A 24,428-nucleotide genomic window follows, 5' to 3' on the forward strand; every position below is an offset into this window, starting at 1 on the left:
ACTGAAAGAAGGGATTTTATGGCGGTTACTAATAATATCAAAGAAATCCGCGAACAGCGTGGCATTTACCAGGATGACCTTGCCGCTGCTATTGGATACAGCACCAAAACTGTCGGCAGGATAGAGCGTGGGGACAGCACCCCATCTGCCGAATTTATGCTGCGGATATCAAAGTACTTTAATATGCTGGTGGAAGATGTATTCCATGTGGAAGATTGAGTCGGAGCAGCAATCCGGTTCACCTTCTATTTTGGACAGCTTTTCATGTCCTTATCAACAACTATAGTTTTTTTGATAAATGCTTGACTGTAAACCTTGTTTATAGCTTATTATTAAGTAAAATAGAGTTGCTCGAAAGGAGGGCATAATATGACTATAAAAGACGTAGAAGAGCGAACAGGTTTATCCCGTTCTAATATCCGTTTTTATGAAAAGGAAAAACTTATTGAGCCTTCGAGAAATGAAAGTAATGGTTATAGAGATTATTCTAAAAATGATGTGGAAAATATAAAGAAGATTGCATATCTACGTACATTGGGAATTTCTATTGAAGATATACGAAATATTATATCCGAAAAAGTAACATTGCAGGAAATGCTTGAGAAGCAAAAGGAAGTATTAAAAAATCAGATTACTGATTTGAATAAGGCGAAACTCATGTGCGAAAAAATGCTGGATGAAGGAAGTATTAGTTATGAAAAATTACAGGTAGAACAGTATGTAACAGATTTTCATGACTATTGGAAAGATAATCGAACTGTTTTCAAACTGGATTCAGTCAGCTTTTTGTATATATGGGGAAGTATGCTTACCTGGACTATGATTACCGCACTATGCTTGATTATTGGGGCTTTGTCTTATTCTAAGTTGCCGACAGAAATTCCAGTACAATGGAGTAAAGGAGTGGCAACATCCCTAGTTAATAAAAACTGGATTTTTATTTGTCCTGTTATATGTATCATAATCCGTTATTTATTAAAACCTTTTATCTATGCGAAATTGCAGATGAACAATTATTATGGAGAAATTATAACAGAGTATTTGACAAATTATATGTGTTTTATGGGTTATAGGACAAAACGTGTTGATGGGTTAATCCCATTCAACAAACGTTCTGTCATAATTATGTAAATCACTCCATACAATGGCATCGCCCCAACTAGAAAGACTTTTTTCAAGTTTATTCTTTTCATTCATTTTTTGATATATTGCCGCAATGCTTTTATCGGTTGGCATAACATTTATTATTTCAGACAATGAAAGCGGTTCAGGCGAGTGCATATAGCACCACCAGTAAACCGCTTTTATTCTTCTTTCAACAGATAATCCTCTATGATTTCTAAGCATTTCCCTAAGTCTGGAATTGACACTGCCTTCAATTCTGTTATTGGTAGAAGGTGTGTTAAATTTGTCCCTTAATTCTTTGTCCAGATAAGTAAACAGCGTGTTTTCCCTGATAAGTTTAATTAATGACTTTTCTGCTTTCAGTATCCGTTCATGTGTAGGACGCCTGTTTCCATTTTCATCAACTGTCATTTCATTCAGGAAATCCTCATACTTATTTATCCATTCAATAAATCTTTTTATCCATAAATCCGCTTCTTCTTTTGTGTTTATTTTCAAGAGTTCTTTTGCCATGTTATATAGCTCTTTACCTGCCATTGAATTAGGTCTTGATGTCGTGTAACGCCTTACCTGGCAGAATACATGGAAAACGCATCTTTGGTGTTTTGCACCCGGCCATACTTTTTTGAGTGCCTTTGCAAACCCTGTTCCACCGTCAGATACAACCATTCTAGGTTCCGCTATACGTTTCATTAAAGCCGTCCATGCAGCGGCATATTCATATCTGCATAAATACCAGCCAAGGACATATTTATCATCACAACAGATTAAAATGCACGCTTTTCTTCCCAGATAAATACCATCAAGATACAAGACATCCCTGCTGTCCTCGACTTTAGGCGGCATAGGCCATATATTCCAATATTTAGCGGTTTTGCGTCTGAATGTTCTTCCATCTCCGGGCATTGATGACTGGGATTCCTTTCCAAACAACCAATCCAAGAAGATTTGCAGTTCTTTGGCAGAGTTGTCTATTTTGTGTGTAACTGATGAATTGCATTTCCTGCAAAGCCAACGTTGTGACCCTGCTTTTGTCTTTCCAGCTTTAATACATTTATTTCCACATACAGGACAATTTACTTGATTCATTTAATCTTCCTCCGTTGTTGCTGTTTCAAGGAAGATTAAACCTTGTTTTTCCCTTTATTTGCAAGGGATGCAGGTGTTTTTATCAACACGTTTTGTCCACCCTCAAAGTTGTTTCAAAAAAGATTGAACCGCCCCCAGCCCTTGAAATTCAAGGGCTGAAGGCGGTTTCTATCAACACATTTTGTCCTATAGGTCTATATGAATAAAAAAGCCCCGCCGCAGCGGGGTTTTTTTATAGGAATTTATCAAGTTCAGTCTCGACACACTTATTTATTTTAACTTTAGGATTTTCCATAATCGTTCCTCTTGCGACAACCATTTTTACATGTCGTAATGCTCTGAGGTCATCGAGTGGGTTTTCCTCGGTTACAATCATATCTGCACATTTATCTTTTTCGAGCGTACCGGTAATATCACCGATTCCCGCCATTTCGGCAGCTCTTGCGGTTGCCGTATACAGTGCAAACGCATTGGAAACGCCCGTATATTTGTGGAAATAATACAATTCTCTCCAGAAATCATACTGTGTAATCCACGGACATCCGACATCATTGCCAAGAACGACAGGTATATCATTTTCAAGTGCCGCTTTCGCACATGCAATTATTCCCTCAAACACAACATTTCCGTTAAACTGTTCAACTTCAGTTGCGTTGGTAATCGAACGATCAAACAATGCATACGGAAGTGCAGGCGAAATTGTTGTGCAAAGAAATGCTTTTCTTTCCTTGAATAACTTAATTGTATCATCATCAATTTTTGCACCGTGTTCAATTGAGTCAACACCATTTTCAAGAGCAACACGCACCCCCTGCGGAGATTCGACATGTGCAGCAACTAAATAGCCATTTTCATGTGCCTTGTCACAGACTACCTTTACCATTTCCGGAGACATTTTCAGTTCACCCGGAACACCTTTTTCTTTTGCGTCCATTACGCCGCCAGTAATCATAAGCTTTATCAAATCAACCTTTTCTTTTTCCGATTGCTCCAGATGTTTTAAGGCTGTATCTATACTGTCCGCCGCAACAGCAACAGAGCCAGCCATATGTCCGCCAGGCACGGAAATCCCTTCATTAGCGGCAAGTATTCTAGGTCCCATCTTTGTTCCTGCATTAATCTCATCTCTTAATTTTGTATCAAAACTTCCAAGTCCGCCAACCGTTCTTATTGTTGTCACACCGCTCATAAGCTCTGTTTTTGCAAATCCGGCAACCATACCGTATGCAATTGAACGCATAAGTGCATTTCCCATAAGTATTTTTACAAGTTTCTCATTATCACGCTGTTTTTTCTGCGGCTTGCCATTACCTGCAAGGTGAACATGCATATTTATAAGACCGGGCATAATATATCTGCGTTTTAAATCAACTTTTTCATATCCATTCAAATCCGTGCCTGCCTTGACAATATCCTCAATTTTATCATTGTCCGTAAGTATGACGAAGCCCTCTTTTACCTGCATATCTTTGGTTCCGTCAAGTATTTTTCCGTTAATATAAGCATATTTCATATTTTTATACCCCGTGTTTTTGAAATGTTTATTTAATACCAATTAATCAAAATCTTACGCACTGATTGACTTTCCTGTGTAAAGCTGATAGTATCTGCCTTTTTCTTCCATAAGCTGGTCATGTGTACCACGCTCAATAATTCTTCCCTGTTCCATAACCATAATACAGTCTGCATTCCGTACCGTAGAAAGACGATGAGCGATAACAAATGAAGTTCTTCCTGTCATAAGTGCATCCATACCACGCTGTACAAGTTTTTCTGTACGTGTATCAATAGAAGAAGTCGCCTCATCAAGAATAAGAACAGGAGGATCTGCAACTGCCGCCCTCGCTATTGCAAGAAGCTGACGCTGTCCCTGACTAAGGTTCGCACCACCGCCGGTAAGCACTGTGTTATAACCATCAGGAAGTCTTTTTATAAATCCATCAGCATTAGCAAGCTTTGCGGCAGCTATACATTCTTCATCAGCTGCATTGAGTCTTCCATATCTGATATTGTCCATAATCGTGCCTGTAAAAAGGTTGGTATCCTGTAAAACAATGCCCAGGCTTCGGCGTAAATCGTCTTTTTTAATATGATTAATATTAATTCCATCATAACGGATTTTACCATCCTGTATATCATAAAACCTGTTAATAAGGTTGGTAATTGTTGTCTTTCCGGCACCGGTAGAACCTACAAACGCAAGCTTCTGACCAGGTTTTGCGAACATTTTTATATCGTGAAGCACGATTTTGTCAGGATTATATCCAAAATCAACTCCATCAAATGTAACATCACCCTGAAGTCTTGTATACATTTCATCTTTGTTTGCAGCATTTGGTTTTTTCCATGCCCACATCTCTGTCAGTTCTTCAGTTTCATGGATTTCACCATTTGAATCATAACATATATTTACAAGTTCAACATCACCTTCATCTGTCTCTGGTACTTCATCACAAAGGTCAAATACCCTGCCGGCACCTGCCATAGCCATTACAATACTGCTTACCTGCTGGCTTATCTGTGTTACAGGCTGTGTGAAACTCTTGTTTAATGAAAGAAATGCTACAAGTGTACCAATTGTAAGTCCTGAAAAGCCGCTTAATGCAAGCACACCACCTACAAGTGCACACAAAACATAACTTATATTTCCTATATTTTCATTGATAGGCATTGTAATATTTGCAATTTTATTAGCATTGTTGGCACTTTCTCTTAACTTGTTATTAATCTGCTTAAACTGTTCAAGACTTTCCTGCTCATGACAGAATACCTTAACAACCTTCTGCCCTTCCATCATTTCCTCAATATAAGCATTTACTTTACCGATATCTTTCTGCTGTTCAATGAAATATCTGCCAGATGCAGCGGAAAGCTTTGATGTCACAAAAAGCATAATTGCAACCATAATAACAGATACAATTGTAAGTGGTATATCAAGAACTATCATACTTACAAATGTTGATACAAGTGTTATAAGTGAATTAAGAACCTGTGGAATACTCTGGCTTATAAGCTGTCTTAATGTATCAATATCATTTGTATATACCGACATTATATCTCCATGTGCATGTGTATCAAAATATCTGATTGGAAGTGATTCCATGTTAGTAAACATCTCTGTACGGAGCTTTTTCATAGTACCCTGACCAACATTTACCATAATTCTGTTATATCCGTAGGAACATAAAACACCCACTGCAAATATTGCTACAAGTTTTAAAAGAGCCTGTGCAAGCGGTGAATAATCAGGAACTGCCATCTGGGTAAGAGGCACAATGTAATTATCAATAAGTTTCTGTATAAATAAAGTTCCACATAATGTCGTAAGTGCCGAAACCAATATGCAAACGACCACCATGAAACATGCCAATTTATAATTTTTTACTATATAAGAAAGAAGTCTTTTTAATAATAAAAGCGGATTCTTCTCTTTGTTCTCATTTTTATTTTTCATGTCTTCCTCCTATTCTCACTATTCTGCCGATTCGTCGAAATCGCCGCCGCCCTGCATCTGAACTTCACAGATTTCGCGGTAAACTTTGTTATTTTCCATAAGATTCTCATGTGTATCAAAGCCACTGACTTTTCCATCTTCAAGAACAATAATTCTGTCGGCATCCTGAATACTTGAAATTCTCTGCGAAACTATAAGCTTTGTTGTTCCCGGAATTTTCTGGGCAAATGCCTGTTTGATTTTTGCGTCTGTTGCAGTATCTACAGCACTTGTCGAATCATCAAGAATAAGAACCTTTGGTTTTTTAAGCAATGCTCTCGCAATACAGAGTCTCTGTCTCTGACCACCTGAAACATTAGTACCGCCCTGTTCTATCCATGTATCATACTTCTTAGGCATTCTCTCGATAAATTCATCAGCACATGCCTGTTTACATGCCTCAACACAATCTTCATATGAAGCATTGTCATCACCCCATCTGAGATTGTCAAGTATTGTTCCTGAAAACAGGACATTTTTCTGTAATACTACAGCCACCTGATTACGGAGTGCATCCATATCATAAGTTCTTACATCTTTTCCGCCAACACATACAGAACCTTCAGTAACATCATAAAGACGGCTTATAAGGCTCACAAAACTTGATTTTCCGCATCCTGTACCACCAATAATACCAATTGTCTCACCTGCATTAATATGAATATCAATATCATGTAAAGTATCCTCTGTACTGTTTTTTCTGTATGAAAAATTAACATGATTAAAATCGATTCTTCCGTCTTCCACTTCTTCATAAGGTTTTTCCGGATTGGCAAGGTCCGCTTTTTCATTAAGAACTTCTGAAATACGCCTTGCACTTGCCGCACTCATTGAAACCATTACAAATATCATTGAAAGTATCATAAGTGCCATAAGCATGCTCATTACGTAACTGAACATTGATGTAAGATTACCAGTTGTAATTGAACCCGACACAATAAAATGTGAAGCAAACCATGACAATGCAACAATACATCCATATACAACAAGCATCATAGTCGGATTGTTAAATGCAAGAAATGACTCGGCTTTAACAAATGTTTTATAAAGATTATCTGCCGCTTTATTAAACTTTTTATTTTCATGCTCCTCACGTACAAATGCCTTAACAACACGGATTCCTGAAATATTCTCCTGAACGCTCGCATTGAGTTCATCATATTTTTCAAAACCTGATGTAAAAACCGGTGTTACTTTATATATAATAAAGAAAAGTACAAATCCTAAAAATATAAGTGCAACAAGAAATATAATACTTAATCTCGGACTTATTATTACACACATTGTAATACTGCAAATCATCATGAGAGGTGCCCTCACAACACTCCTTATTATCATCTGATAAGCATTCTGTACATTAGTTACATCAGTTGTCATACGTGTTACAAGACCTGCTGTACTGAATTTATCAATATTAGAAAATGAAAATGTCTGTATATTTTCATACATTTTCTCTCTCAGATTACACGCAAATCCTGTTGATGCTGCCGCCCCATACTTTCCTGCCTGTATACCACAAAAAAGGCTCAAAAATGCTATAATAAGCATTATTCCACCATAAATACCAACCTTTCTCATATCTCCGGCCTGTATTCCTTTATCAATTATTGAGGCTGTTATAAATGGAATAAGAATTTCCAAAAAAACTTCAACTGCAGTAAATATTGGCGTTATAATTGATTCTTTTTTATATTTGCCAATACATTTTGCTAATGTTTTTATCATATTTTTATCATTCTCCCTTCGATTAAATTCACCTTATAAGTCTACAGTCAGCATGACTTGATACTGTCATATACTTTCTGCAAAAGATTTCTAAGCTGTCCTTTTTCATCATCATTAAGTGCCTTTAAAAGTTCCCTCTCATTTTCATCCATTGAAGCTCTTGCCGTCTTGCATATCTCCTCACCTTTTGCCGTGAGCTTTACATGTTTGATTCTTTTATCATTTGAATCATAAAACCCCTCTATCATCCCATTTTTTTCCAGACGTGCAGCAATTCCTGCCATCGTTGCCTGTTTAACTTCAAAATGCTTTTCAAGTTCTTTTAGCGTTATCGTCTCATCGGCTGCCTCGCTGATAGTTGCGAGGACCTTAATCTGCGAAAGGGTGACATCATTGCACATCAACGTATTATTAGCCTTTCTTCCAAGTGCATCGTTAAGTCTCTTTATAAGTTCACCGCAATGCAATGTTTCTCCAAACATATGCTCATTCCTTTTCATAAAATTTGATAAATAGTTTCTTCTAGATGCTCTAATATATTACAAAAATAATCGGCTCTGCGTCTTAAGCGTCTGGCTCTTTGATGACAGTTATCTTCAAGTTGTCAACTTTAATCAATCTTTCTTGTCTGCATTTTGGACAATAAAGGGGATAATTCTCCAAAACAGTGTCCTTCCTAATTTTATTACGGGTTTTGCTCCCACAAACAGGACACAATATCCATTCGCATTTCATCATAATTAGTCTCTAATCCTTTCAAATCTCATTTTATATGACTTTTGCAAGCTGTTAAGCTAACTTGTGGAACATATGCCGAACCTTATCTATACGGCTATTCGGGCGGCGGGGTTGGCAAATAAATTTACCAATAGCTGGCTGGTATCCTTTTAACTCTGTCAAGCAGACTCCCTGCCCATTTGTGAAATAAGTTAAATCGTTCCTGTATTCTTGAATACATCTAGCAGGGATTTCTCCTTTCAGAATGACCTCGTCATTCTTTATCTGAGTACTTACAATATCTGCACAATACCTTGGAGCATCATGATACGCCCGTGAGAGATATTCCTGCGGTGCATAAATTTCAAAGTGGAGATATGGCTCTAATAGTTCTGTCCCTGCTTTTTTTAAAGCCTGCTCCAATACGATAGGGGAAAGCAGCCGAAAGTCTGCGGGGGTACTTACAGGACTATAATACAATCCATATTCAAAACAGATTTTACAGTCTGTCACTTTCCATCCATACAGCCCCTGCTCGCAGCCATAAAGAACCCCCTCCATAACCGCATTTTGGAACGATTGATTTAAATATCCAAGTGAAACTCTGCTTTCATACTGCACTCCGCTTCCAATAGGGAGCGGCTCTATGGACAACCCGACAGAAGCCCAGAAAGGATTTGGCGGGACTTCTATGTGGATGGTATATTCTGCTTTTCTAAGCGGTCTTTCCATATATATAACAGTAGGCTCTTTTATTTCTGCCTCCACATGATATTTTTCCTCAAGGATGGCACAAATGACTTCCATCTGCACATTCCCCAAAAAAGAAAGTATAATCTCATGCGTTGTAGTATCCACATAATATTTTAAAAGAGGGTCGCCATCTGAAATTTCTGTAAGTGCCCCAAGCAATATTTCCCGCTGTTCAGGTTTCTTTACTGCAATCGTTGTTTGGAGCATAGGGAGAGGATTTTCAATAAATTTTCTCTGCGGCAACAGCATTTCGTTCCCCAAAATACTGTTTAGCTGCAAAACATCATTTGGTAAAATTACAATATCACCAGAGCAGGCTGTATCGGATGGATATAATTCACCGTTTGTCGGAACACACATCTCTGTGATTTTTATTTTCTCTTTTTCAGATATTCTAATAACATCCCTCAAATGCAATGTTCCGCTATATATACGCACATAAACAAAACGCCGCCTTTTCTCTGAATATTCAATCTTAAAAACCTGCCCGCATAATTCAGATTGACCTTCAGGCGTTGATGAATAAAATTTACTGGCAATCACTTCTATAAGCTGCCGAATCCCCAGATTGTTTTTAGCGCTTCCGTGATAAACGGGAAATAACGTTCCGTTTTGGAATCTCCTGTTTTCTTCCTGTTCCAGTTCTGACATTTTAAACGGTTTCCCTGACATATATTTCTCTAATAGTTCATCGTTTCCCATAATTACCGCATCCCACTGTTCCATATCGTCATTGTCCGTTACATTTATATGGGGATGCTGCCCAACCTTTTGCTTCACTATAATTTCCGAAGAAAGCTTTGCTTTCATTTCCCGATATACCATTGGCAAATCAATCCCCTCTTGGTCAATTTTATTGATGAAAAAGATTGTCGGAATCTTCATTGTCTGTAGTGCATGAAACAGTATACGGGTCTGTGCATGCCCAACCTTTTGCTTCACTATAATTTCCGAAGAAAGCTTTGCTTTCATTTCTCGATATACCATTGGCAAATCAATCCCCTCTTGGTCAATTTTATTGATGAAAAAAATTGTCGGAATCTTCATTGTCTGTAGTGCATGAAACAGTATACGGGTCTGTGCCTGTATGCCATCCTTTGCAGAAACTAATAATACTGCTCCGTCTAAAACGGATAAAGAACGGTATACTTCCGCCAAAAAATCCATATGGCCTGGCGTATCTATAATGTTGACTTTTACATCCTCCCACTGAAAAGATGTCACTGCTGTCTGGATAGTGATTCCCCTTTGACGCTCCAAATTCATTGTATCTGTCCTTGTTGTGCCTTCATCTACGCTCCCTAGTTCTGCAATTGCACCACTGGTATATAATAAACTTTCCGTTAATGTTGTCTTTCCTGCGTCAACGTGAGCCAGAATGCCTAAGTTAATTATTTTCATGTGATTTTCCTCCTATCAACACCCAAAAAAGGGCATAAAAATACCCAGTGATAAATACTCCTATCACTGGGTAAATAACTCCAATAGCCCCAAAACACTTATATGTTTTCGGGCATATAAAATTACATGATAAAAGTATTCTTAAACTGGGTACAAAAAACTAAGCCCCATATTAAAAGTGAAACGGGACTGCTACTTTTTGTTCCCACTATCAAATTGACAGTTTATTTAAGAATACCTTGCCGCATATTTATTAACTCCTTGTATAAAACTGAATCTAATTATATTCCTTAACCCTTTATTTGTCAAGCCCTTTTTAGCATTATTGACAAGAGTATCTTCCTGCATTTCTTTGATCTGGTTCTGCATATTGGTGAGTTCTTCCGTCATGGAATCAATCTTTTTCTCCAGTCCATCCACATAGCTGCATATCTCAAATACATCGTTTGCCTGCTCTTTCATGGCATTTTTCTTTAATAAGTCGAGAAGTTCTCTTATGACCTCCTCATTGGTAAGTGTTTTTCCTGCTTCCATATCCATTCTGTTTCCTCCATTCTGTAAATGTGGCAGCCTTGGCCGCCCCTGTACTCTGATTACTGATTATCGAAAGGGCGTCGCCTCTTTGTCCTTCTCTTTATCGGGATTGCCATGATGTTTCTCTGCACTCTCTCTTGCATTTTCGTTGCTCTTATCCTTTGCTTTCTCATATTCAGAGATAATCTCATTATAGAGTTTTTCCCTGAAATCCTTTGTGACCGGATAGCAGACATCCTGGTAGATTGGCTTGCCCTGCTCGTCCACCTGCTTTGTCTTATAAGAAGGCATTGATACAAAGATTTTCTCTTTGCCCTGCACGATATTGATGTTATTTACGATGAAACTGTTTTCAAAATAAATGCGTGCAAGTCCCTTGATGTTACTACCTTCCCTCTCATAAGGTGTTACAGTTACGGAAAACTCCGGCATTTCCTGTGTACGCTCCTGCTTCTGTGTCTCCTCTTTCTCCGGTTCCTTAATTCTTGCATAGGCATCAAGGATATTGGTATAGAGTTCCTCTCGAAACTCTGCTGTGATAGGATTGCACACATCCTTATAGATCACACCGTTGCTTTCATCACGCTCATTGGAGCGGTATCTTGGCATTGATACAAAAAGCTCTCCCTTATCCTTATTCTCAAGGATTGCAATATTGGTAATCTTAAATGAATCACCAAATACTACTGTTGCAAATCCTTTGATGTTGCTGCCCTCTTTTGCTCTTACTTCGTTTACTTTAATTGAATACTTCATATGCTATTCCTCGCTTTCTTTTTGTTCTTTGTTTTGCTCCGGTATGATAAGCTCACACCAAAGCTGTTCTATCTGTTCACAAGACAATCTGCCATTAAGCCAGTTGCCAAGTGTAACGACCATTCCATCCTGCTCGTAATAGAGCCACTCCTGTGTTTCAATGTTCCCCTCATACACGATAGTCACATCAAAATCAGGCATAAATAATCCTTCCTCTGCATCCCATACACAGGCTATTCCCTGTCTGAGTGTCAGATTCAGGCTTTCGACATACACAGACCAGCCGCTTACGACTATCTGAAAGTCATCATCAATCTCAGCAATATCATCCTCGATGTCAATTAGCTCTTCCATTTCTGCTACTGCCTCTTCTATCTCACCTAATCGGTATCTCTTATTCATCCATCACCGCCTCCTTATAAATGCACCTGACCACAAAACGCATGGTTCCTTTCTGGGAACAGGTAAAAAGAGTTAATTCTTTTTCTGTACCCTGTGTCTTGATGCTGTTATCATACGGATTTACTACCTCTGTCTCTATTACCTCATAGATATGCTTCAGCCCATTTTTGTCGGTTATCATTACTTCATCACCTATGGATATCTGACTTAGTGGTGTAAAAAATGTGCCATATCTGCTGCCATTATGACCGCACAATACACAGTTGCCACTTTCTCCGATTCCTGCAGTCTCTTCTATATGACCAATCCCTGCATTAAGCACTTTACTTGTGGTTCCTTCCATTACCGGATACCTGATATCTAAGCCCGGTATCTCAATGATGCCGATAACACCGCCTTCTTTAAGAATGGCTTCATCCTCTTTACTAATGGAGGTTTGCTCTTCCTCCACATCTGTTTCTTCATCGTAATCATCCTCCAATGTCTGCTCAAATTCACTTATGAGCTGTTCTGTCTGTTTTTCTCCGGTTGTCCGCCAGAAAAAAGGGACTGCCATAATGGCAATCCCTGCTGCAATCAGTAGTCCTGCGACCACTTTTCTTATGCTCATATTATTCACTCTCCTATCGTGTTCTGCCCTCTCTGTCGGCTGGATAAGCACCTTTATCCTCTGCTACAATTGCTGCAGATTCCATTCTGTCATCATCTTCTCTTTCTTCCTCCGGTCCGCTCAGGTCTGCATCCACAGCCTTTGCGTTCTCAAGGTCAAGCTGGGCATTCAGTTTACACTGCCTAGCCAGCTTTTCTTCCAGTTCCTTGCTGTACGCAAATGGCTTGTCATACTCTGCCTTTGATGCTTCAAGGTCATTCTGGTACTGCTCAATCTTCTTTTCAAAGAAATCAATGTTCTCATGGAGTCCATTGAACAGGTTTTCCAGCTTCACCATGCTGCCGACAGGACTTGTGGAAAGCTCTGCTTTATACTCTGTCTTTCCACGAAGCACCATATAATTGATGCCAAGGAAGTTCTTTTCCACAAGCAGCTCAAATCCGTGGAATTTACCGATTACAGTTGTCTCTCCGGTCTTACATTTACTGATTGCTTCAAGCATCATCGTTCCGCCATCCACACGCTCTGTGTAAGTTACTTTGCCTATGGTAATGGCAAATTCCGGATTATCAATCAGCTCTTTATCCCTTGCCTTTACATCCTCTCTTACATTGGCAAGCTTTTCTGTTGCTGTCTTAATCAGCTTCGGATACTTAATCATAAAGTTATCCTGCAAGCCATATCTCTGATTGTCATAGGATGCCTTTAAGAGCTTTAATCTCTGGACATCATTGTCAATCTCCATCTTTTCCTTGATTAAAGGATTGCCTGTGGCAACCGCTTTAATCTCTGCATAGGAAAGTGTTGCCTCGTCGATATCCTCACAGCTTCGGCTTACAGCCTTGCTTGTCATGACCTGACTGATGAATCGCTGCTTATTTTCAACAAGCGACCAGTTGTATGCATCAAATGTCCCTTTGGTGACATATCTGTAGATTGCCACCTCTTCATTTTCATTACCCTGTCGTATGCCTCGTCCTTCCCTCTGTTCAATAGAAGAAGGCTTCCAAGGGCAATCCACATGATGCATTGCAACAAGGTGTGTCTGCACATTGACACCTGTTCCACACTTGTCCGTTGAACCGATAAGAACCTTCTTTTTACCTGTCCTCATCTCCTTAAAAAGTGCGTCCCTTTGTGCATCCGTCTTGGCATCATGAATAAAAGCTATCTCATCTGCCGGAATACCATACTGGATCAGTGTTTCTTTCAGATAATCGTAGATGGTAAAGTCCTTATCTGGTCCCGGTGTGCCGATGTCCGAAAAAATAAGCTGGCAGCCTATATGACCATCAGCATTTCCTTTCTCATATTCTTTCCATACATTCTCCGCTACCTTATTGAGTTTTCCATCCGGATTGTTCGGCGCATCCTTATCAATCAGTCTGGCATCCGTTCCAAGAAGTCTTGCCTCATGGGTAATCTTTAGAAAGTTATCCACGCTTGGATCAACTCCACCGCCTCTGATACGCTCTGCCCTCACAACAAAGTCTTCCATGACCTGCTTCACATACCAGTCAGGCTCCGACTCCACTATAATAGGCTTGCCGCCACGGAGAGCTGGCACATCAAGGTCAAGCATGTCTGCGGTCTGCACATCTGCTACCTCACGGAAGATATTCATAAGCTCCGGCAGATTCGTAAACTTATTAAATCTGCTCTTAAAACGAAATCCGCTTCCCTCTACAGTAAGCTCAAGTGCTGTTGTCACTTCACCAAAGTTTGCTGCCCAAGAATCAAAGTGATAAATCCCCATCTCTTCAAGTGCCGCTTTCTGTAAGTAAAGCTGCATGACATACATCTCACACATGGTATTGGATATTGGTGTACCTGTTGCAAACACAATACCCCTGCCATCATTTATCTCAGACAAATACTGGCATTTAAGCTGCATATCCGTTGACTTCTTAGCTCCGCTACTGCTGATACCTGACACATTATTCATCTTGGAAAAAATCGCAAGGTTCTTAAAATTGTGTGCCTCGTCCACCATGATAGAGTCCACACCCAGCTCCTCAAAGGTTATAAGGTCATCCTTTCTGCTCTCATCAGATAGAGATTTCAGCTGTTCCTCCAGCTTTTTCTTCTGGCTTTCCATCTGTTTTACAGTCCATCTCTCTCCGTTACGCTCCTTCATCTCATCAATCGCATAGCTGATCTCATCAATCTGCTCATTGAGCATTCTTTCCTTTCTCTCTGCTGAGATTGGAATTTTCTCAAACTGCGAGTGCGACATGATGATACAGTCATAGTCACCAGTTGCAATCCTTGATACGAACTGCTTTCTGCGGCTTTTTTCAAAATCACGCTCCGTGGCAACTAAGATATTTGCTGACGGATAAAGCCTTAAAAACTCTGATGCCGTCTGACCGATAAGCGGCTTTGGTACAACCATGATTGTCTTATTGGCAAGTCCAAGTCTCTTCTGCTCCATGCAGGCAGCCATCATCTCAAATGACTTTCCGGCACCGACACAGTGTGCCAGCAGAGTATTTCCCCCAAGAAGAATTCTTGCCACCGCATTTTTCTGGTGTGGCTTTAACTCAATCGCCGGATTCATTCCCGGAAACTGTAAGTGACTTCCGTCATACTCACGCAGGCGGATGTTATTAAATGTCTCGTTGTAATACTCCACATATTTCTGTCTTCGCTCCGGCTCTGCAAACAGCCACTCCTTGAACTTCTCCTTGATCATGTTCTGCTTTTCCCTTGCAAGCATTGTCTCATTCTTATTGACTTCGTAATGATACCTGCCATCACCGTCATCAATCCTGTCCCTGACTGTTACTGTCTTTAGATTCAGCGTATCCTCAAAAATAGAATAAGCATCCATGCGGCTTGTACCATAGGTCTTAGTAGCCGCCACTGAATGCTTATCCATGCTTTTATTCTCGATGAACCATTCCATGCTCATCTTATTTAAGTGTACCTGAATGCCTGTATTGTAAAACTGGCTTCTGACTGCCCTTGCCCGTCTTGGTGTATTGAGAAGCTCATAGATAAACTGCTCATAATCAAGCGGCTCAATCCATGTCGTGCCAATCTTTACATCAATATCCGAGGCTTCAATCCACTCCGGCTGTACCTTTTCAAGTGCTGCCACATTGCCTGCAAATTTTTCTGCCTGCGGATTGCCTGTATCCGCTGCCATAGCCTTTGCTACACGAAGCTTGTCTCTCACATTGCCGGAAAGATACTCGTCTGCCGTCTCCCAGCCGATGTCGGGATTGTTCTCGTTGTAGCGGTCGGGATTTAGGAAAATCAATCCATCCAGCTCTTCCACAAGAACTGCCCTTCTAAGCTCTGCCAAAGCATCATCACTAAATGTTATCTCATCAGCTGTCTGCCCGGACTTTTCTGCAAGTTCTTCCTTTACATTAGTAATATCCGGCTCATAGATAGAGAGCATATAGGCAAGATTTACATATCCAAATTCATTGACGGATACATTCAATGCTTCCACAGCAGTCTCAACCCTGTCTATGACAGTCTTTGCCTTAATCGTCTGCTTATAAAACATATCCGCTTTTTTCACCTCCCCGTCTTCATTTACTTCTTCAAGACTGCAAAGAAGTGGGTAATCGCTGTCATCTCTGAAAGCTATTCTGTTTGCTTTTGAAGTAATGGCTCCATACTGCTTTACGAAGGCATCATATTTTACATTAAGAAGTCTCTGCTTATCAGAAAGCTCCTCCTCGCTGCAGCCATCCATCTGGATATCAATCAGATCTCTTGTTATCTGTCTGATTTCATCAAGGCTTCTGATTCGCTCCTCGGCAGTCTGTGATACTTCTTTTCTTACCATCTCGGAATTTTCCCTGTAATAGAGTTTTCCTTCAAAAAATGTGTAAGTGTAGTTTCTCACATCCGGATCAGCCGGGATAACTTCCTCCGTCTGCTCCGCCTCATCTGCCACTCTCTCAAAATCTGTCATCTGGGCTTTGATATTACCGATAGCTTTGTTTAATGCTTCATAAATATTGAAGTTCTCATCATCATTCACGCAGACTGTGTATCTGCTGTCCTGTCCGTAAATCCTTGTGTCATATTCCATAGATCCAAGCATCATTTCCGGATGCTCTGCAAAATAAGAGTTGACTGCAATGCCATTCTCAGTTACACCAAGGTGTACCCAGTCCGGCTCAATATCAATCTTTCTCTCCCTTTTCTGCAAAAACAGGATATCTGCTGTCACTTCGGTTCCTGCATTATCTTTAAATGCAGTATTCGGAAGTCTTATCGCTCCCACAAGCTCTGCTCTTTCAGCCAGATACTTTCGGATAGTAGGATTTGCCTTATCAAGTGTTCCCTTTGTGGTAATCACCGCAACCATGCCTCCCGGTCTTACCTGATCAAGTGCTTTTGCCAGAAAATAATCGTGGATACGGAAGTTATACTTGTTGTACTTCGGATCAAAAACCTTATAATCACCAAATGGCACATTTCCGACAACTACATCAAAGAAGTTATCCGGATATGTGGTATTCTCAAATCCTGTGATACTGATATTGGCATTCTGATAAAGCTGCTTTGCAATTCTTCCCGAAATGCTGTCAAGCTCCACCCCATACAGCTTACTTCTCTGCATAGGTGCCGGCATACTCCCAAAGAAGTTACCGATACCCATAGATGGTTCTAATACATTGCCGCCTCTGAAACCAAACTGGACAAGTGCCGAGTTCATGCACATGGCAATCTCCGGTGAAGTATAAAAGGCATTGTTTACTGTTGCCCTAGCTGCAGCATACTCTTCATCCGATAACATCTCTTTGAGTTCTTTGTACTCTTTGCTCCAGCCTGCGTTTTCCTCGTCAAATGCCTGTGACAGTCCGCCCCATCCGACAAACTTCGACAAGGTTTTCTGTTCCTCCGGTGTTGCAAGCCTGTTTTCTGATTCAATCTGCTTTAAAGTACGAATTGCATCCATATTCCACTGATATCTGGTCTTGGCACCGCCTTTTTCCATTTCCCAGAGATTGTAATGGAAGTTGTGCTTCGTCTGCCCGGCAACATTCTTCTCATTTTCAAGACTTTCTACTTGCTGTACTGGTTCCTGCTTTGGTGTAAAATCTACAGTTTCCTGTGATTCTGTATCAGCCTGAATATCATCCACAGATACTGATACCACATCATCTGAAACTACATGTCCATTCTCATCAATCTTGGTTTCCCATCCATTCGCTATTGCTCTTTCCCTGGTTTCAAGACGATTAGCTTTTACACTATCCTCGATGTCAAAGAATCTCTTATAGACCGGATTCATCTTATCCCTGTCAGCCTTCTGCTTTATCTCTTGATAATACTTTTTCTGGTCTTCTCCGCAGTAAAATGGCTGTTTTACCATATAGGATAAAATCTCATATAACTCACGCCAGTCGAGAGCACCTTCCTTACGCACACCATTCCTGTTCTTATAGCTGATCTTCACATATCCACTTCTGATTGAGTACTCCACAAGACCATACTTATTGTTGGAATATGCCTTTCTTTCTGCATTATCTGTCCCTAATGCAATATCCCTGATAAGGTCAAGTTTATTGGGCATAAATGCAAAATCAGACTGCACCACATCCATAAGGAATGCCCTAAACGGAGTGTAGCAGCTGCAATCTGTTACAAGAATCTCCGCCGCATCACGCAGGTCTTCATCAAGCTCTGCAATACGCTTGGCATAATCAATCGGTGTAATATACTGAAGCTCTGATGGATCTTTTTCAGTTGTTTCAGCTTCTATCTCTGCACCATATTCTGCCTGTGTTACCATGCGGTCTTCATCGGCAGTTTCCTGTGGTGTCATGCCTTTTGCACTTACATAATCTCTGTTAGAAGCATAGCTCTCCGGCTCATCCGGTATTGCATAATCATCAATCTCTGATTCTGCCTCCTCCGGTTCCACTTCCCGGTATTCGGCATCAATGACCTCATCATCCTCACGGAGTCCGTCCATCGCAAGCTCATCAATACGAGGTGTCTCAGGCTGGTATTCCCCTGTAAGAATAAGGACACCAAGCTCTTTTTCGATATCTTTCCACGAAACATATCCTTCAACCTCTCCATCCTCATCTCGCCACTGAAAACGCAGTCCATTCCCATGAAATGTGTCATATCCGTGCAGTCCCAGTCCGTCAACCGGCCAGCCTGCACCTCCCTGACCATATTCTGCTTTGATACGCTTTGCCCTGGTTCCTGCATCAATCTCAGTTTCAAAAATCTTGCATACCCTGCCCTTGCCACCGATAAAACCTGTACCTCTCATAAGCACCTGTTTGATATACTCACTTGGTACTGTTGCAGACTTTTTGGGATTCAGGTAATTGTATTTACCTGCTAATGCAGCTTTTCTGTCCTGCTCGAACTGACGCATAAACTGATTATTGTTTTCGTCCTCAGTATGAATAGTGCCAATGCTTGCCTGCCCATTCTGGTCGAAAAAAAAGGAAGCCTGTGTATATTCGGCTTCCTTACTAACACCCAATGAATTGATTTCATCAAGTTCCCTATTCAGTTCTGTATCATCTGATTCTAGTGGAATCGCATCACTATCTGATTCAGTACCACTTCCTCTGCCTGCATCTTCGCCTGCTCTCTTATCTTCCACATCTCCATTGTCGATGACGGATTCTGTGGCTTGTGCTTCGCCAGATACTGCATCTCCAGCTGGTCGTACAGCTGGTTCGCTTCCTCCTCTACCGCTGACATCTTCTCGTACATCTTCCCGAATCTCATCAGCGTCTTGTATCTTGCCGGCTCGTTCTCCTTTAGATAGTTCATCGCCATCCTTCCGTATTTGCCCAGCTTCGTGAGATCCTCCGTCTCGTCCGGCATCTCTATCTGCGGATAAAGCAGTCCGTCCACTTCCTTGTAAGTCATTTCTTCTAACATATCCAATTCTCCTTTCGCTCTCGATTGCCTTTAAGTTACGACTAAATTCTCTAAGAACACTACAGGAGACATCGCATACAATGGAACCAAGACGGTAAATGATCTCTTCGTCTTTGATATTTACGATCTGACTAAAATCCTGTTCTTGCACAGATAAGTCAAATCCGCATCTCGTCCCTACAGCATACATGACACTTGCATATACAAGCTGCTCCATGTCCATTTCCTGCTGTAAGCCATTGCGTTTCTTACTTTCTTCCTTTATCACACTACCTGATAGCTGCATAAGTTCGGTCATTCGGTCTCCGAACTCTTCTTTTATTATAAGCCAAACATCTGTTCCTGTAAACTGTTTTAATATATTTTTTAGAGACTCCCTGTCGCTGTTATCGTACTGCTCAATCTGACCTTCTGACACAAGAAAATCCACATAATCCTTAAGATTTTCTCCCTCAAGGTCCCATGTCAGCTTAACATTCTTCCCTCCGGTATCACTGATATCAAAGATATATCTCATACGGGGATTCAGTGCCCTTGACGGGAAAATGGCACAGCCTTTCGCACCACGCTTTACATATCTTCCCACCTTTTTCCAGGTATCATAATCTGCCATAAGTGTGCTTCTCTCCGGAGATCTCTGAGCTGTTACCATAACGATATTGTCAAATTCATAGCGGTACAACTGACCTGCAACCTTTAAAACATCTTTCCAGTTCTTATCTGTTCTGGTGATGTTACCAATTTCAGAATCGTATATCGCTTTGACCTTCATATCAACGCCCATACCTTTGTCCTCCTCTACTTAAACATCTCTGCAAACAATCCCTTAAAGAGCTTTAACTCATCCTTATCCAGCTCGATTGCAAATTCATTGTCGATTGCCTGTTTTTCGCATTTATCCTTTTCCTTTGCAATCTTACGCACCACACGAAGAAGCACATAGCACTCCTTGGACTTTGCAATGCTCTGTTTAAAGGTCAGCTCATCCTCATCGACTGACTTCTGTGTCTGATAGATAATCTCTTTTAACTTATCATTGATACCATCTACTTCCTCAAGGGAAATAATAACGGATGCCTTAGAAGCACCCGATCTGTCCCACTCCTTATGAAGTTCCTTTACTAAAAACTCCATGTTCTTAATTACTGTTGTTGAATCACTTTTCATCTTGCTCTTCCTCCGTTTTCTTTTAATGAAGAAGGGAGCTGACTTTCGCTGATAGGTGCAAAATCAACTCCCTTCATGTCCTCTGCTCCAAGGACTATCTGCTCTGCATAATACATATCCATTGCCTTATTGATGGCATCGTCAAGCGACTCTGCCTTTACTTTCTGTACTCGTGAAAGCACTTCTTTTATCTCAACATCAAATTCCTGTTCCATATGATATCGCCTCCTGTAAAAATCTCATCACCGGCTCTTTTCTTCCTTTACCTGTCTTTCCTTAAAGCCTTCATCGTACTTTCCATCTTCCAGCCTGTCGTAAAAACAGTCCTCTTCAATCGTTCCAAAATCCTCATACATCTGGTGAAGGAAGTCATTCTGCAGCTTCTTTGGTACATCATCATCCTTTGACATATCCTGATAAAAATAGAACTTCTGCTTTAGCTTTGCCCTGTAATCATAGATATCCTCTATCTTTTCCGGTGTGCCATACTCCCTCTTGTATGCCTTGAAATTTGTAGTTGAAAGTGTGGAACCTAGATAAATGCCATGCTCCCACGATACCCCGATTGTGGTATTGTCCTTTGTAGGCTTCTCATCCTTCGGATAACGCTTATACTCTGTCGCACCAAGGGCGATTGTAAGGGAACCTGACTTCATATCCATCACCACAAGATTCCTTGGTGATAATGCTTCAAGCACCATGTAATCATGGTCATTGAAGTTATGAAATGTCTGTCCCCTTTCAAATGAGCGGTTCTCCATTTCATAATGCAGGTTAAAATCATCCACCCAGCCCTTATCGGTCATTCCAATCTCCTTAAGCTTTGCAACACATTCAGAAGAACTGGCTTCTTTATCAAACCGGAATTCTTTGGAATCGTTATAAAATCCCTGAAGAAAATGTCCGAGCTGAATATCATCCAGACAGAATCTCGCAGATACAGTTACATTTGCTGCCCTGTAATACTCTGTGAAGTTATCTGCTTCACCAAGTGTCCTTCCAAGCTGCAACAAATTTTCTGCAAGCTCTGACATATCATCAATTGCTATAAAACTCTTATAATCATCCAGAGTCATCAGCATATTTGTCTCTGTTCCCCTGTCGTTTTCTGTTACCAGTATCATATCTTTTAAATCCATTCTTACCTCCAGTCTCAGAGAGGGACTATGCCCTCTCTGCAAATTTCCTGTTATGGTCTTCCTATCACAACAATCTTTCCTGTGCTTGCCACATCCCTGTAGACCACACCAAGACTTTCATTAAGTGCCTCTACCACCTTGCCATTTCCGACATATACTGCCACATGGCTGATGTTCTTATATCTTCCATTGCTTGTAAAACTGTAAAAGATAAGGTCTCCCGGCTGTAACTCATCAAAGGAGACAGTCTTTCCGGCTTCATCAAGTCCCTGTGCCTCCGCTGCCGCTGTGGTTGCACCGCCATAACTAATATCCACGCCTGCATCTTTCCATGAATAATAGGCTAAGGAACTGCAGTCATAATAGTTACCGCTGTCTCTTAAATCCTGACTATAAGGAAAACCAACTCTGTGTAGTGCATAGGAGCAGACTGTTTTCTGCCTGCTGTCTGTAATTTCGTTTAGGATGGCATTGATTTCATCCTCAGTCATGGAGCTTACTCCCGGACTGCCGCCTCCACCTCCACTTCCGCTTCCGGCATATCCAAGCTGTCCCATAAACTCAGGACTCATGATCTGCTCAAGCATTTCCACCTGATCAGAATTAAATCCATAGACCGAAATCATATCCCTGTACGATTTTAGTGTGACATTCACATACAGAACCGACTTCGTGACAGTAGTTACATTACCGTCTGCATCTGTTTCTTCCACATCTTTTGTTCCTGTGCTTGTGGTGTATGAACACATATCATTTACAACTGCCTGCAGCCAGCCTTTTGAAGTATCATTCATGACTGTTGCAGTATCTCCGACACCATGCTTGACCATATAGACAGCCATGATGTCATAGTAATTGCTTGGGTTTTCTTCCATACCTTCATAGTCCACATATACAAGCTCTCCAAGGTCATATCCGGTATGCTCATTCACTTTCGTATTCACATCCCGGTTAAATTCCTGCACATAAGCACTCGTTACTGTCTGCACGGTATCTCCTGATTCAAGTGGTGGCAGAAATAAAGCAAATGGAGAATTGTAAAGGATTGCTATCGCCGCAATAACCGGAACCGCAATCATGGCAACTACAAGAACAAGTAATAAAAGCACCAGTCCGACAATCGGTGCCGCTGCCTTTACCCAGGTAATCGCTTTTCGCACAATCAGATCCTTTACCAGCTTTGCCACGCTGTCTGTCTGATTCTCCTGTGCTTTCATCTTATCCAGAAAGAATTTTATCTTCCTGCTCCGGTTGGTCATCTTTTCATCCTTGACCTCTATGGACACACCTGCTGCATATCCAGCTGCTATGCCAATTGCAGTACCAACTCCCGGTGCAACCGCTGTTCCTGCCGCTGTAGCAGCTGTCTTTGAAGCAGTTTTCGCTGCAACCTTGGCAGTAGTCTTGGCTGTTTCTTTTGCCGTCTCTTTAGCTACGGTTTTGGCAGTATCTTTGGCAGCTTTCTTTGCTGTCTTTTTTGCCAGCTTCTTTCCTGCATCTACCTTCTTGATTCGCTTCTTTGCCTCGGCTGCCGCCTTTTTCCTGAAAAGTGCTGCACCCTTGGAAGCAGTTCCGGTAACAGGTCGGCTTGCTTCATATGCAAGATATGCTGCCTGCGATACCTCCTGACCACCTTCCACATGCTCCGTTACTGCCCCGGCTGCAAGTGCACCTGTTCTTCCTGCAATGTGAAGATTCGTGTTCTTGGTCTTGATGGAAGTGTTAGATTCTCTATAGTTTCGCTTAAATCTTGATAATCCTTTATTCTTCGACTCTGACTGATGAATGGTACTCTTGCGATATGACTTCTTTCTATCCGTATTAGTTACCTTTGCACCAGCTGTCTTAGGACCTCTCTCTACTGTATAGATGTTACTCCCCTTAATCTTGGCTCCCTTCGGTTCGTGGGCATGAATCTTGGCTTTCTCCTTGGTGTGAATGACCATCGGTTTGTCATCAACCTTTCTAATTTTCAATTTTCTCACCTCCTACTTTGAAAAATAAAATAAGCCGCTAGGGAGCAAAAATTACTCCTTAACGGCTATGTAAAATCATTCAATATTCAATTATTAAAAGCAACATGAAACTGAAATTTTACTTTTCCTTATATTCATCTGGTATTGCTATTTGAAATGTTTCACACAACAGCATCACATCATGCACATCATTTTTATCGTGTTCATATCCCAAATGAAGCATTACCTGACTCAATGGTTCAATACAAGAAACAGTTATATCTCCAACTTTTCCAATACCGGAAAAAGTTTTTGATGGAAATATATCTCCCTCATAAACAATTCCGTCATCTGTAAATTCAAAACAATGTAAATCAATGATTCTTTGTTTATCATCTTTCCAGACAGTATGACCATCCGTTGTATAATCAGTATTTACTTCCTCAAATCCATGCTGCTTAATCACATAAATATAATCATGATAATGTTTCAGTTCAACAAACAAATCAATATCATTGTGTATTCTTGATTCTCTTTTAAGAAGTGCATCAACACCCCATCCGCCATCTAAATATACTTTAATTTCGTTTTGCAAAGCATATTTTATAATTTCACATGCATCTTCTGTACGTACCATAATCTATCCTCCAAATTCAAATCTTTGTATGCTTTCCAACTCA

General features: G+C 40.7%; 18 protein-coding genes and 1 pseudogene. 2 read left to right on the forward strand and 17 right to left on the reverse strand.

Annotated elements, in window-relative coordinates:
- The first annotated feature begins 18 nt into the window (after nucleotides 1–18).
- Together DWZ38_RS01335 and DWZ38_RS01340 are read left to right on the forward strand one after the other, a co-directional pair.
- Nucleotides 19–219, forward strand: coding sequence for a helix-turn-helix transcriptional regulator (locus DWZ38_RS01335; protein WP_117627416.1), 201 nt, complete (start codon nucleotides 19–21; stop codon nucleotides 217–219).
- A 150-nt stretch (nucleotides 220–369) separates the two neighbouring features.
- Nucleotides 370–1,131 carry a MerR family transcriptional regulator gene (locus DWZ38_RS01340; RefSeq protein ID WP_199412692.1) on the forward strand — a complete coding sequence of 254 codons (762 nt, stop codon included), beginning with the start codon at nucleotides 370–372 and terminating at the stop codon, nucleotides 1,129–1,131.
- Here the strand turns inward: DWZ38_RS01340 and DWZ38_RS01345 are convergent.
- From DWZ38_RS01345 to DWZ38_RS01425, 17 genes and pseudogenes are all read right to left on the reverse strand, one after another.
- Nucleotides 1,093–2,214 carry an IS1249 family transposase gene (locus DWZ38_RS01345; RefSeq protein WP_117582137.1) on the reverse strand — a complete coding sequence of 374 codons (1,122 nt, stop codon included), beginning with the start codon at nucleotides 2,212–2,214 and terminating at the stop codon, nucleotides 1,093–1,095. The two genes, DWZ38_RS01340 and DWZ38_RS01345, sit on opposite strands and share 39 nt — an antisense overlap.
- A 232-nt stretch (nucleotides 2,215–2,446) precedes the next feature.
- Nucleotides 2,447–3,769 (reverse strand): amidohydrolase family protein, encoded by a 1,323-nt coding sequence (locus DWZ38_RS01350; protein ID WP_347518479.1) that lies wholly within the window; start codon nucleotides 3,767–3,769, stop codon nucleotides 2,447–2,449.
- A 12-nt stretch (nucleotides 3,770–3,781) separates the two neighbouring features.
- Nucleotides 3,782–5,668: an ABC transporter ATP-binding protein gene (locus DWZ38_RS01355; RefSeq protein ID WP_117529000.1), complete on the reverse strand. Its 1,887-nt coding sequence runs from the start codon at nucleotides 5,666–5,668 to the stop codon at nucleotides 3,782–3,784.
- Between the two features lie 18 nt (nucleotides 5,669–5,686).
- Nucleotides 5,687–7,432, reverse strand: coding sequence for an ABC transporter ATP-binding protein (locus tag DWZ38_RS01360; protein ID WP_117650382.1), 1,746 nt, complete (start codon nucleotides 7,430–7,432; stop codon nucleotides 5,687–5,689).
- Between the two features lie 47 nt (nucleotides 7,433–7,479).
- On the reverse strand, nucleotides 7,480–7,932 hold the full coding sequence (locus DWZ38_RS01365) for a MarR family transcriptional regulator (RefSeq protein ID WP_117528999.1): 453 nt from the start codon (nucleotides 7,930–7,932) through the stop codon (nucleotides 7,480–7,482).
- Between the two features lie 64 nt (nucleotides 7,933–7,996).
- Nucleotides 7,997–8,170 carry a cysteine-rich KTR domain-containing protein gene (locus DWZ38_RS01370; RefSeq protein ID WP_002779755.1) on the reverse strand — a complete coding sequence of 58 codons (174 nt, stop codon included), beginning with the start codon at nucleotides 8,168–8,170 and terminating at the stop codon, nucleotides 7,997–7,999.
- A 51-nt stretch (nucleotides 8,171–8,221) separates the two neighbouring features.
- Nucleotides 8,222–10,303 (reverse strand): TetM/TetW/TetO/TetS family tetracycline resistance ribosomal protection protein, encoded by a 2,082-nt coding sequence (locus DWZ38_RS01375; RefSeq protein ID WP_117849508.1) that lies wholly within the window; start codon nucleotides 10,301–10,303, stop codon nucleotides 8,222–8,224.
- A gap of 303 nt (nucleotides 10,304–10,606) precedes the next feature.
- Nucleotides 10,607–10,843 (reverse strand): annotated as a pseudogene (locus tag DWZ38_RS01380) (DUF6674 family protein); the annotation flags it as partial.
- Nucleotides 10,844–10,903: 60 nt separating this feature from the next.
- The gene (locus DWZ38_RS01385) at nucleotides 10,904–11,593 is read right to left on the reverse strand and encodes a SpoVG family protein (protein ID WP_117477954.1); all 690 of its coding nucleotides are present in this window, start codon (nucleotides 11,591–11,593) and stop codon (nucleotides 10,904–10,906) included.
- A gap of 3 nt (nucleotides 11,594–11,596) precedes the next feature.
- On the reverse strand, nucleotides 11,597–11,995 hold the full coding sequence (locus DWZ38_RS01390) for a hypothetical protein (RefSeq protein ID WP_117477953.1): 399 nt from the start codon (nucleotides 11,993–11,995) through the stop codon (nucleotides 11,597–11,599).
- Nucleotides 11,988–12,605 (reverse strand): class D sortase, encoded by a 618-nt coding sequence (locus tag DWZ38_RS01395; protein WP_117477952.1) that lies wholly within the window; start codon nucleotides 12,603–12,605, stop codon nucleotides 11,988–11,990. Before DWZ38_RS01395 ends, DWZ38_RS01390 begins: the two co-directional genes overlap by 8 nt.
- Before the next feature lie 13 nt (nucleotides 12,606–12,618).
- Nucleotides 12,619–20,271, reverse strand: a complete 7,653-nt coding sequence (locus DWZ38_RS23240; protein WP_117849509.1) for a helicase-related protein — start codon at nucleotides 20,269–20,271, stop codon at nucleotides 12,619–12,621.
- Between the two features lie 14 nt (nucleotides 20,272–20,285).
- A complete protein-coding gene (locus DWZ38_RS01405) occupies nucleotides 20,286–20,654 on the reverse strand; it encodes a hypothetical protein (RefSeq protein WP_106492169.1) in 369 nt (122 codons plus the stop codon).
- Nucleotides 20,651–20,869: a DpnD/PcfM family protein gene (locus tag DWZ38_RS01410; RefSeq protein WP_015567852.1), complete on the reverse strand. Its 219-nt coding sequence runs from the start codon at nucleotides 20,867–20,869 to the stop codon at nucleotides 20,651–20,653. The genes DWZ38_RS01405 and DWZ38_RS01410 overlap by 4 nt, the downstream gene beginning before the upstream one ends.
- A gap of 27 nt (nucleotides 20,870–20,896) precedes the next feature.
- Nucleotides 20,897–21,793: a hypothetical protein gene (locus DWZ38_RS01415; protein ID WP_117568848.1), complete on the reverse strand. Its 897-nt coding sequence runs from the start codon at nucleotides 21,791–21,793 to the stop codon at nucleotides 20,897–20,899.
- A gap of 50 nt (nucleotides 21,794–21,843) precedes the next feature.
- Entirely contained in the window at nucleotides 21,844–23,778 is a 1,935-nt protein-coding gene (locus DWZ38_RS01420) for an NlpC/P60 family protein (protein WP_333491329.1), read from the reverse strand.
- Nucleotides 23,779–23,887: 109 nt separating this feature from the next.
- The gene (locus DWZ38_RS01425; RefSeq protein ID WP_009247521.1) at nucleotides 23,888–24,385 is read right to left on the reverse strand and encodes an aminoglycoside nucleotidyltransferase; all 498 of its coding nucleotides are present in this window, start codon (nucleotides 24,383–24,385) and stop codon (nucleotides 23,888–23,890) included.
- Nucleotides 24,386–24,428 lie beyond the last annotated feature (43 nt).

It is taken from the genome of Ruminococcus sp. AF31-8BH (assembly GCF_003460605.1).
Lineage (GTDB): Bacteria > Bacillota > Clostridia > Lachnospirales > Lachnospiraceae > Blautia_A > Blautia_A acetigignens.

What these genes read in the sequence shown, in the direction of transcription:
- DWZ38_RS01335 (WP_117627416.1), top strand. Translation starts at nt 19, where the DNA reads ATGGCGGTTACTAATAATATCAAAGAAATCCGCGAACAGCGTGGCATT.
- DWZ38_RS01340 (WP_199412692.1), top strand. Translation starts at nt 370, where the DNA reads ATGACTATAAAAGACGTAGAAGAGCGAACAGGTTTATCCCGTTCTAAT.
- DWZ38_RS01345 (WP_117582137.1), bottom strand. Translation starts at nt 2,214, where the DNA reads ATGAATCAAGTAAATTGTCCTGTATGTGGAAATAAATGTATTAAAGCT.
- DWZ38_RS01355 (WP_117529000.1), bottom strand. Translation starts at nt 5,668, where the DNA reads ATGAAAAATAAAAATGAGAACAAAGAGAAGAATCCGCTTTTATTATTA.
- DWZ38_RS01360 (WP_117650382.1), bottom strand. Translation starts at nt 7,432, where the DNA reads ATGATAAAAACATTAGCAAAATGTATTGGCAAATATAAAAAAGAATCA.
- DWZ38_RS01365 (WP_117528999.1), bottom strand. Translation starts at nt 7,932, where the DNA reads ATGAAAAGGAATGAGCATATGTTTGGAGAAACATTGCATTGCGGTGAA.
- DWZ38_RS01370 (WP_002779755.1), bottom strand. Translation starts at nt 8,170, where the DNA reads ATGATGAAATGCGAATGGATATTGTGTCCTGTTTGTGGGAGCAAAACC.
- DWZ38_RS01375 (WP_117849508.1), bottom strand. Translation starts at nt 10,303, where the DNA reads ATGAAAATAATTAACTTAGGCATTCTGGCTCACGTTGACGCAGGAAAG.
- DWZ38_RS01385 (WP_117477954.1), bottom strand. Translation starts at nt 11,593, where the DNA reads ATGAAGTATTCAATTAAAGTAAACGAAGTAAGAGCAAAAGAGGGCAGC.
- DWZ38_RS01390 (WP_117477953.1), bottom strand. Translation starts at nt 11,995, where the DNA reads ATGAATAAGAGATACCGATTAGGTGAGATAGAAGAGGCAGTAGCAGAA.
- DWZ38_RS01395 (WP_117477952.1), bottom strand. Translation starts at nt 12,605, where the DNA reads ATGAGCATAAGAAAAGTGGTCGCAGGACTACTGATTGCAGCAGGGATT.
- DWZ38_RS23240 (WP_117849509.1), bottom strand. Translation starts at nt 20,271, where the DNA reads ATGGGCGTTGATATGAAGGTCAAAGCGATATACGATTCTGAAATTGGT.
- DWZ38_RS01405 (WP_106492169.1), bottom strand. Translation starts at nt 20,654, where the DNA reads ATGAAAAGTGATTCAACAACAGTAATTAAGAACATGGAGTTTTTAGTA.
- DWZ38_RS01410 (WP_015567852.1), bottom strand. Translation starts at nt 20,869, where the DNA reads ATGGAACAGGAATTTGATGTTGAGATAAAAGAAGTGCTTTCACGAGTA.
- DWZ38_RS01415 (WP_117568848.1), bottom strand. Translation starts at nt 21,793, where the DNA reads ATGGATTTAAAAGATATGATACTGGTAACAGAAAACGACAGGGGAACA.
- DWZ38_RS01425 (WP_009247521.1), bottom strand. Translation starts at nt 24,385, where the DNA reads ATGGTACGTACAGAAGATGCATGTGAAATTATAAAATATGCTTTGCAA.